The sequence below is a fragment of the Niastella sp. genome (assembly GCF_045805085.1).
Taxonomy (GTDB): Bacteria; Bacteroidota; Bacteroidia; order Chitinophagales; family Chitinophagaceae; genus Niastella.
This window is the reverse complement of sequence record NZ_JBJMLX010000342.1, coordinates 19,306-28,194: the sequence shown is the minus strand read 5'-3', so window position 1 is coordinate 28,194 and position 8,889 is coordinate 19,306. Positions and strand designations below refer to the sequence as shown.

Below are 8,889 nucleotides of genomic sequence, written 5' to 3'. Positions count from 1 at the left end.
GGATGGTGAGTTCTTTAGGTTTGTAAGTTATTAAGTTTGTTAGTTATTAGAGTTAGGAGATTCGGGGGCCGCGCCGAGGCTTTCTGCTTTCTGCCTTCTGCCCTCTGCCTTCTGCCGTTTCACGATTCACGATTGCCGACTGCCGACTAAAAATCAGAAGCATGAGAGATCTCAAATGGAAGACAATAAAATCTGAGTATTTATTTAAGGATTTGTGGTTCACAGTGCGCAAGGATACCTGTGAAAGACCCGATGGAAAACTGATTACGCCGTATTATGTGTATGAATTTCCTACCTGGGTAACGGCCGTAGCACTTACTGAAGATGGAAAGATCATCCTGGAAAGACAATACCGGCAAGGGCTGGGAGAGACCCACCTTGAAATTCCAGGTGGCTGTGTAGATGATACTGACAAAAATTATGAAGAAGCCATTGCCCGCGAACTGCTGGAAGAAACCGGTTATTCATTCACCCATTACGAATACCTGGGTAAAACCAGCGCCAACCCTTCTACCAACAACAACTGGATGCACATGTACCTGGCAACCGGTGGTAAAAAAGTAAAAGAGCAGGAGTTTGATGACAATGAAGACATCGAGATCCACCTGGTATCGATGGATGAATTAAAACAACTCCTCCGGGATAACCAGATCATTCAAAGTATGCATGTGACTGCTATCATGTATGCTTTGGCTAAGTTAGGTGAGTTGAAATTTTAAAGTATAGAAGTAGGAAGTATGAAATTTTGATATAAGACAAGGGCCAAAGCTGTTCAAAACAACTTTGGCCCTTTTTATTTGTATTCCTGGTTAACTCGTCAACTAGTTAACTGGTCAACTTTTTCCCTCATATTTCGACTTCTCCAACTACAAACACACTCCCACATACCAATATCATATCTTTCTTTTCCGCCCGGTGCATAGCTTCCTTTAAAGCAGTATTTACATCACCATACGCATGGCCGTTCAGACCAACAGCATGTGCCCTGGCAGCCAGTTCGTTTTCGGGTAATGCACGCGGTATTTGTGCACGGGTAAAATAATAGGTCGCCTCCCTGGGTAATAAAGTCAACACTTTTTCAATTTCCTTATCCTTCACCAATCCGATCACAATATGTAAGTGCTGGTAATCGCTGAGTTCAATTTGTGCGGTGATCTGTTTAATACCATCTTCATTATGTCCCACATCGAGCACCACTACGGGATTGGCATGGATCACTTCCCACCGGCCATGTAAACCGGTCAGCTTTTTTACCTGGCGCAATGCCTGTTGAATATGTTCTTCCGTTATTTTATACCCTGCCTTTTGTAAATGATAAATTACTTCCAGCACGGTAATGCAGTTCTTGGTTTGATAATACCCCGGCAGATCGAGCTGATACGTATTACGTACATCGGTGCCGGAGGTGGCAACCTGCAGCATCAGTTGATGATGTTCATATTTCCATTCGGCCACATAGCGCTGGGTATCTGCAAAAAACAGGGGGGCATTCTTTTCGCTGGCCACCTGTTCAAAAACGGCTTTCGATTCTTCACTCCTTTCACCAATTATTACCGGTATCCCTGATTTAATAATCCCTGCTTTTTCATAGGCAATAGCGTGCAGCGTATCGCCCAGCAGGTTCATATGGTCCCAGCCAATATTGGTAATAACAGAGATCTCGGGGATAACTATATTGGTGGAATCGAGCCGCCCGCCGAGTCCGGTTTCGATCACGGCGATCTCTACACCCTCCCGAACAAAATATTCGAAAGCCATGGCCACAGTGATCTCAAAGAAGGAGGGTTCTATTTCATCGATCACAGGTTGAATACGCTTTACAAAATCAACCACAAAATCCTTGTCGATCATTTCGCCATTTACGCGGAACCGTTCCCTGAAATCGCGCAGGTGCGGGGAAGTATACAAACCGGTTTTGTAACCGGCTGTTTGCAGCACTGCCGCCAGCATATGACTGGTAGACCCCTTGCCATTGGTGCCGGCAATATGAATGGATTTGAATTTTGTTTGCGGGTTACCCAGATATTCACAAAGCCGAAGGGTATTGGTAAGGTCCTTTTTATAGGCGGCTGCGCCTATGCGGCTGAACATTGGCAGCCGGGTAAACAAATAGTTCGTCGCTTGCTCGTAGTTCATCGGTATAATTAGGCCGACAAAGCTAAAAGAAAAGTCCGAAAGAAATTAATAGTACATTTCTTTCGGACTTCGTATATAAAGGATTAGTAAGTACTTCGACTCCGCTCAGGATTATTATCCCCGAACTTTAAACTTAACCAGTACGGTGCCGGTTTGCTCATCGGGGCCATTGGGATTGGCGTTCAGTTTCGACCGGCGAACCAGGTCGACGGCCTTTTCTTTATAAAAACTTTCAGCAGAAGTAGACCCTCTTGGCTGATAGCTGGCACTGATCACATCCCCGCTCTGGTTCACCCTGATGTCCACTGCAATGGTTGCATCTTCATTAAACTCATCTGAGTAAGAAGGCATCCGGGTAAAAGTACGGCCCGATAAACCGCTTTTAATAGCGATCCCGGAACCACGGCCACCTCCTTTGTAATTCTTTGAATCGGGGTTGCCACCGGGTTGCCCCTGATCGCCCCGGCCACCGGCAATGCCTTCACTGCCGCCTTTTTTATAAGAGGCAGCCTCATTACCACCGGTACCACTGCCGTTTACCCCTTTAAACACCGCTTTGGGGTGGGGAACCGGGGGCGTCGGCGTTTCAACCGGCTGTGGATGTTTCACCGGTTTGCTTTTCACCACTTCCTTTTCAGGCACTTTGGTAGCTTCCGGTTTCGTAACCACCGGCTTTTTTATTTCCGGCGCTTCTGCGTCCTTATCGTCGGTCTCAATATCTTTTACGTCTTCTTTGGCTGGCTCAGCCCTGGGTGGCACATAGGCTTCCTGCTGACTGGCAGGCGCCGGTGAACCGGGCTCAAAGGGCTGATCGTTACCCATACCTATATCACTGTTTCCCAGGTTCACTTCAAGCCCTTCTTCAACAGGAGGTTCAGGTAATGGCGGCATGCCCCATTTTACAAAAAAGAAAATACACAGCATAAGGCCTACCACCAATGCGGTGTAGCTGCCAGCCTGAATATTTTTCTTTGATTCAGATTCCTGTATGTGTGTGGGTGTCATGTTCATAAATTGGTGATACTAAGTTAAGTTGAAAAGTTGACAGGTTAACAAGTTAACAGGTTGAAAAAGTTAAAAATTCAAAAGCGTTTAATCAATATAACCAGTGCACTTTAAAATTTTAACAGTCCTTTTTAATTCAATAAAAATGTGCCAGACTTTGAGAAGTGGTGCACCTAACTATTATAACTTGTTAACTCGTCAACTTGTTAACTGGTCAACTTATTTAACCCATACGTCGTAGGCAAACCGAATAATGGTAGCGCATACAACGATCAAAAAGAAGATCCTGATAAACGCATTGCCTTTTAAAATAGCCAGTCGGGCGCCAACCCATCCACCCAGGGCATTACAGGCGGCCATTGGTAAGGCAATGGCAAAAATGATCTTGCCGCTCAGTATAAAAAAGGTAATTGAACCCAGGTTAGTGGCCAGGTTTACAAACTTGGCGTGTGCACTTGCTTTTAAAAAATCAAAACCCAGCAGACCGATAAATGCCAGGATCAAAAAACTGCCTGCACCGGGCCCGATAAAACCATCATAAAACCCGATAATCAAACTGATGAGCAGGGAATAGATCACCTGTTGTTTAAAGGTATGGTCCTTTTCAAGATGATCGCCAAACTTTTTATTGGTAAAGGTGTAAATGGCAACAATGATCAACATGAACAGCAACAGCGGCTTCATGAAGCTGTTGTTTACATGGGTCAATAAGGTCGATCCGGCAAAAGCGGCGCAAAACGCCATAATAGCCATTAAACCGATCAATAACCAGTTCACCGGCACCCGGCGTACATATTGGACGGTAGCAATACTGGTGCCGCTAAACGATGGGATCTTTAAGGTTCCCAACACCGTGGCCAAAGGATATTGTGGCAATAACACTAATGCGGCGGGTGTTTGTATCAATCCACCGCCACCGGCGATAGCATCGGTGAAGCCGGCGAGAAAGGCGAATACACAAAGGAGTACTAATTCTATTGTCATGTTTAAATCGTGAAACGGCAAAGGGCAGAGGGCAAAAGGCAAAGGGAAATACAGCCTCGATGCTTCAACTTCGCTCAGACCTTTTAACCGAAACTAAAAAACTAAAAAACTTACACTTAAGAACCTAAAAACTTTCAACTTCAAACTTTGAACTAAAAACTATCGTTTCCCCCCAAGCACTCCCATAAATTGAGTCCATGGACCAACAGCTTCGTAGTATTGTTTAGCCATAACCCGGCTTAGCTGATGGATATGCGTAAGATCGTGCACTACCCAGGCTGCCAGTAAATGACGTAAGGTTACCGTGCCGAGTAGGGGATGTATGCCTGTACGGTCAAGCGTTTCTTCCGTGATCTCCATTGTTTTTAACAGGGCCAGGTTTTCTTTTCGCAATACTTTAAACTCATCGAGCAGCTGGCTCATTGTTTTACCTTTCTTTATGGCATGATGTCCTTCCATATCAAAAGGCACAAACTCTTTGCTTCCTTCGCCCATAATAATCAGGGTACGTGGTATCCAATCGGTTTTTTCCCCAAATATTAAATGCGCCATAATATCAACGGGTGTCCAGGTATCACCGCCTTCATTACTATTGATCCATTCATCGGGCAGTCCGTATAACAGGGTCTCCAACACTTGTGGCGTTCTTTCCAGCACAGGGATCGCTTGTTGTATTTCGAATTGCATACGTTAGATTTAATTCCAAAGGTAAACTAACAAAGTTCGTTAGTTATTGAGTAATAAGTTCCTGACTTACGAAAAACTTAATAACTAAAGAACTTATGAACCAGCCCTGATAACTAACAGTCGGTCGTTTTTAAACAGACGCAATTAAGCGTACAAAAACATTTAAACTTATTTTGGGCCTTGGGCATCATGGTGCCTTTTCCGCAAAACCCTTATCCGTGGCGGGTTTTAACTTTTCACAAGGAGCTTAACCATCCTAAAAACGGCCTTGAGTTGGTTTCAGGAGGGAAAAAACCCGCTGTATGTTTGCATCATCAAAACGAAACAAACCTTAAAATATACAATTATGAAAACGGAATTGAGGAATTTTAGCAAATTAGCCATCGTAGCGCTTGCTTTAACTGTAGCATTTACTACAACCGTACTGGCTAATGGTGGAGAAAAAGAAAAACCCGCTACTACTACATTTAAGTTCATCGGAAACATAGAAAATCAACCAGTATTCGAATTAAACCTCATCAGCGTTGATGATGAGTATACCGTATCTTTCCGTGACGAGGCTGGTAATGTGCTGTATAACGCAACATTCAAAGGCGCTGTTGGTTTAACCAAAAAGTTCCTGTTGAAATCTTCAGATATCAGCGATGCAGAAGAAAACCTTAGTGTGATTATCAAATCTAAAAAGACCGGCTCATACGAAGCTTACACGATCAACAGAAAGCACACCTTTTTAGAAGAAACAGTGATCAACAAGGTTAAATAATAACGTTAGGTTCGCAGTTCAGTCAATCATCATAGAGTGTTTTATAATGAAGGCCTCCCGGTGCATCGGGAGGCCTTCTTATTTATTATCGTATATCGTTGCGCTTAATGCGCGAAATCTTCCTCGTAATTTCCCTGGATCCGTTCCATTGACGGGTTGAAGTAACCGAATTTCACATGCGGAAATTCCTCATGGATCAATTCCTGCAACTGTTTTACCCCCAGCAGGTCACCGGTTTCATAAGCGCCTATTTTGCCCATGTACCAATCGGGATCGATGTTGAAATTACGCCACTGGATCATGCTCAGGTCGGTTTCGATGATCAGTTTGCGCAAGGCTTCATATTCTTCTTCACAGTCCGTCATGCCCGGGAAAACAAAATAGTTGATGCTGGCCCAGCCATTGTAGCTGCGCATCACTTTCAAACTTTCAACAATATCTTCAAACTGGTAATTATTGGGACGGTAATACGCTTCGTAAATCTGCTTGCGCGCTGAGTTCAGGCTCACCCGGATGGAATTCAGTCCTGCTTCGCACAAGGCTTTTACAGCAGCTGGTTTGCTACCGTTTGTATTGATGTTGATGCTGCCCTTGCTGGTATGCTTACGCATTTCAATAATGCTCTCGCGAATGGTTTCCCACATCAGCAGGGGTTCGCCTTCACAACCCTGGCCAAAACTCACAATGGGGTAGGGCGCCGATTCCAGGTGCGGAACGGTGAATTCCACAATTTCTTCAGCAGTGGGTTTAAAAGTGAGCCGGTCCTGGGTAGATACAATCTCTTCTTCCTGGGGTTGAAACGAGATACAACCAATGCAATTGGCATTACAGGCAGGCGAAGACGGTATAGGACATTCCCAGCGGCCCATAAAATAGTTACGGGCGGCAGGACAATGATACGTTAAGCAACAATTATCGGCCAGGTGTTTTACCAGCCGGTTATGGGGGTAGGCTTTCAGGAACTTTTCAACCCCTGATTGAATGGTTTCGTTGTCGAAACCAGCGCATTCCTGCCTGATATCCTGCTCAATACGCACCGCCGGCACAAAAAACTGGTCATTATACCAGCCTACTGCTGTATAGCAAAACAGGGGCAGGGTAGGCGCATCGGGCGCTGTTTCGTAAGCGGCCAGAAACAAACCGGTATGGGCGGGTGGAATAAATGCCGCCACGGCCCAGCCTTTATCACACAGACGCATTTCGCCGGTTTTTACGTCGATACCAATGCTCCGGCGACCGGGTAATTCGTACAGGGAGCCCCCATCGGGCAACAAGATCCAGTCTTCTACAGGCACCTCATAGGCGTCCCAGCCGGCCCGGCCGGTAGTATACAAGGTGGTATCCTCAAAAATGTTTCCTTTTCCGTCGGAATACAATAAATACGGAGAACTCTTCAATTCAGACATCATATCCTTTTTTCGCTAAACGCTTAACGCACAATGCAAACGCAAATACAGGATCAGCGTTCAGTTGTAAGCCCGTTCAATGGATCGTCCGGGCGAACGTTCAGCGTTAAGCCTTGTTTCAAATAATGTCTGCAAAATTCGTGAATTTGATCGAGTTCTTCGAATTGAAGATTTTTTCGGAGGTTAAAATGGTAAGATTTGTCATTGGAAGCCGCAATAGTGATGGAATCGTATTGAGCCTCAATGTGGTCGATGTTCGACCAAAAGACAAACCGGCTTTCGGGAAGGGCGGGAATGGTGATCCCGGTATGATGAATGGCCACATATTCGCTGGTGAGCATTCGTTTTTCGCACCAGAACAGGTAGCCATAGGCAACACAGATCAACGCATGGCCAATTCCCACCACCCATTCGCTATGAATGCAGGAGTTAATACCAATACCCAGGAAAAAGATGATCTCTATGAGGCGGAAGAACAGGTTCACCAGCGGCAGATCGGCAGCTATATTTTTTCCGGCCATGACCAGGATGAAAATGTCAACCGCCATAAACACCAAACACCCCAGGAAAAGGGGACTGCTATGCGGCTGATTTAAGTGCGACAGGGCATGTACCAAAATTAACCCACCGGCGGTAAGATGCAATAAACGACCAGCGCCTTTCAGTTTTTGAAATGCTGGATGAACAACGGGTAAGGCAAGGGAGTTCATACGCAGTTATTTTTTACTTAGATGCAGGCTCTAATTAATTCCATATGAATTCTTAAAAAAATAACGGTTACTCACAGTTCAGGGCAGACGGCAGACGGCAAACGGCAGACAGCCACGACGCGGCAACCCCGAATTTAATAATTTATGAACTCAATAATATTGAACCTGAAACGCTGAACCTTTTGCCTTCTTTTCGCTGCCTACTGCGTTTTAACTCTGCCGTCTGCCTTCTGCCGTCTGCCTGTTGCCTTTGGAACAATGTTTGTTTTTTGTTATAGATATACATAATTGGTAATTTCATAAGCATGGAACAATCAGACAAACTCAACCGGATCGTAGAGGCCCGCATGAAATTGAAGAACCGGTTCGAGGAAAAAATAAAACAAACGCCTTCCGTGGCCGATACCCGGCCCATGGGTACCGGTAAACAGAACAGGCATGGTATGCCTGAAATTCCCGTAGGACAAACTGAAACCCGCAAGTGGCCCGTGCTTGATCTGGGCGTTCAACCAGACATTCCCCTGGCTGAGTGGCAACTGGTGGTTGATGGGGAAGTAGAGCATCCGGTAACGTTGAACTGGGACGATTTTATGGCCCTGCCCCAGACCAACGACACCTCCGATTTTCATTGCGTTACCACCTGGAGTAAATTAAATATGAACTGGAAGGGCGTTCGTTTGCTGGATCTTGCGGCGTTGGTTCAACCCAAAGAAACAGCTACCCATATTCTTTGTTACGGGTACGACGATTATACCACCAATGTATCGCTGGAAGAAGCCTTAAAACCTGACGTACTGCTGGTTCATACTTACGAAGGACAACCATTACCCATCGAACACGGCGGCCCCGTGCGCATGATAACGCCGCAGTTGTATGCCTGGAAGGGTTCCAAATGGATAAAGAGGATTGAATTTCTCCCAAAGAATGTATTAGGCTTTTGGGAAGAACGCGGTTATTCCAATACCGCATATCCCTGGCGGAACGACAGGTATAGTTGATGAGTTGACCAGTTAACCAGTTGACGAGTTAACAAGTTGATAGGGTTAACAGGGTTGATAAAGGAAGAGAAACGAAAAGAGGGATAAATGAAAATAGTAAGAAATAGTCCATCCTCCCGAGCCATCTCTGCCTTCTGCCCTCTGCCTTCTGCCTGGTTTGTCACGATATCAGGATTTCACGATTGTACTAACTCATATAT

9 protein-coding genes are annotated in these 8,889 nt (G+C 45.3%); 3 read left to right on the top strand and 6 right to left on the bottom strand.

Annotation, left to right across the window (positions count from 1 at the left end; all coding sequences use genetic code 11):
- Window positions 1–161 precede the first annotated feature (161 nt).
- Window positions 162–719, top strand: a complete 558-nt coding sequence (locus ACJ751_RS18025) for an NUDIX hydrolase (protein WP_407746915.1) — start codon at window positions 162–164, stop codon at window positions 717–719.
- Between the two features lie 127 nt (window positions 720–846).
- On the opposite strand, the gene ACJ751_RS18020 is transcribed toward ACJ751_RS18025, so the two are convergent.
- The 4 genes from ACJ751_RS18020 to ACJ751_RS18005 form a co-directional block, all read right to left on the bottom strand.
- Window positions 847–2,136 carry a bifunctional folylpolyglutamate synthase/dihydrofolate synthase gene (locus tag ACJ751_RS18020; protein ID WP_407746914.1) on the bottom strand — a complete coding sequence of 430 codons (1,290 nt, stop codon included), beginning with the start codon at window positions 2,134–2,136 and terminating at the stop codon, window positions 847–849.
- Window positions 2,137–2,250: 114 nt separating this feature from the next.
- Window positions 2,251–3,141, bottom strand: coding sequence for a hypothetical protein (locus tag ACJ751_RS18015; RefSeq protein ID WP_407746913.1), 891 nt, complete (start codon window positions 3,139–3,141; stop codon window positions 2,251–2,253).
- A 219-nt stretch (window positions 3,142–3,360) separates the two neighbouring features.
- Window positions 3,361–4,125 (bottom strand): TSUP family transporter, encoded by a 765-nt coding sequence (locus tag ACJ751_RS18010; RefSeq protein WP_407746912.1) that lies wholly within the window; start codon window positions 4,123–4,125, stop codon window positions 3,361–3,363.
- A 159-nt stretch (window positions 4,126–4,284) separates the two neighbouring features.
- Window positions 4,285–4,812 carry a DinB family protein gene (locus ACJ751_RS18005; protein ID WP_407746911.1) on the bottom strand — a complete coding sequence of 176 codons (528 nt, stop codon included), beginning with the start codon at window positions 4,810–4,812 and terminating at the stop codon, window positions 4,285–4,287.
- A gap of 346 nt (window positions 4,813–5,158) precedes the next feature.
- Between ACJ751_RS18005 and ACJ751_RS18000 the strand changes: the two genes are divergently transcribed.
- A complete protein-coding gene (locus ACJ751_RS18000) occupies window positions 5,159–5,575 on the top strand; it encodes a hypothetical protein (RefSeq protein ID WP_407746910.1) in 417 nt (138 codons plus the stop codon).
- Window positions 5,576–5,679: 104 nt separating this feature from the next.
- Here ACJ751_RS18000 and ACJ751_RS17995 read toward each other — a convergent pair whose 3' ends face one another.
- Entirely contained in the window at window positions 5,680–6,981 is a 1,302-nt protein-coding gene (locus ACJ751_RS17995) for a radical SAM protein (protein WP_407746909.1), read from the bottom strand.
- Window positions 6,982–7,034: 53 nt separating this feature from the next.
- Window positions 7,035–7,691: a hypothetical protein gene (locus ACJ751_RS17990; protein WP_407746908.1), complete on the bottom strand. Its 657-nt coding sequence runs from the start codon at window positions 7,689–7,691 to the stop codon at window positions 7,035–7,037.
- Window positions 7,692–7,996: 305 nt separating this feature from the next.
- On the opposite strand from ACJ751_RS17990, the gene ACJ751_RS17985 reads away from it, so the two are divergent.
- On the top strand, window positions 7,997–8,689 hold the full coding sequence (locus ACJ751_RS17985; protein ID WP_407746907.1) for a sulfite oxidase-like oxidoreductase: 693 nt from the start codon (window positions 7,997–7,999) through the stop codon (window positions 8,687–8,689).
- Window positions 8,690–8,889: the final 200 nt, after the last annotated feature.

Excerpts from the sequence above, each read along its gene's own strand:
- ACJ751_RS17995 (WP_407746909.1), bottom strand. The coding sequence starts at position 6,981 with ATGTCTGAATTGAAGAGTTCTCCGTATTTATTGTATTCCGACGGAAAA.
- ACJ751_RS18025 (WP_407746915.1), top strand. The coding sequence starts at position 162 with ATGAGAGATCTCAAATGGAAGACAATAAAATCTGAGTATTTATTTAAG.
- ACJ751_RS17990 (WP_407746908.1), bottom strand. The coding sequence starts at position 7,691 with ATGAACTCCCTTGCCTTACCCGTTGTTCATCCAGCATTTCAAAAACTG.
- ACJ751_RS18020 (WP_407746914.1), bottom strand. The coding sequence starts at position 2,136 with ATGAACTACGAGCAAGCGACGAACTATTTGTTTACCCGGCTGCCAATG.
- ACJ751_RS18005 (WP_407746911.1), bottom strand. The coding sequence starts at position 4,812 with ATGCAATTCGAAATACAACAAGCGATCCCTGTGCTGGAAAGAACGCCA.
- ACJ751_RS18015 (WP_407746913.1), bottom strand. The coding sequence starts at position 3,141 with ATGACACCCACACACATACAGGAATCTGAATCAAAGAAAAATATTCAG.
- ACJ751_RS18000 (WP_407746910.1), top strand. The coding sequence starts at position 5,159 with ATGAAAACGGAATTGAGGAATTTTAGCAAATTAGCCATCGTAGCGCTT.
- ACJ751_RS18010 (WP_407746912.1), bottom strand. The coding sequence starts at position 4,125 with ATGACAATAGAATTAGTACTCCTTTGTGTATTCGCCTTTCTCGCCGGC.
- ACJ751_RS17985 (WP_407746907.1), top strand. The coding sequence starts at position 7,997 with ATGGAACAATCAGACAAACTCAACCGGATCGTAGAGGCCCGCATGAAA.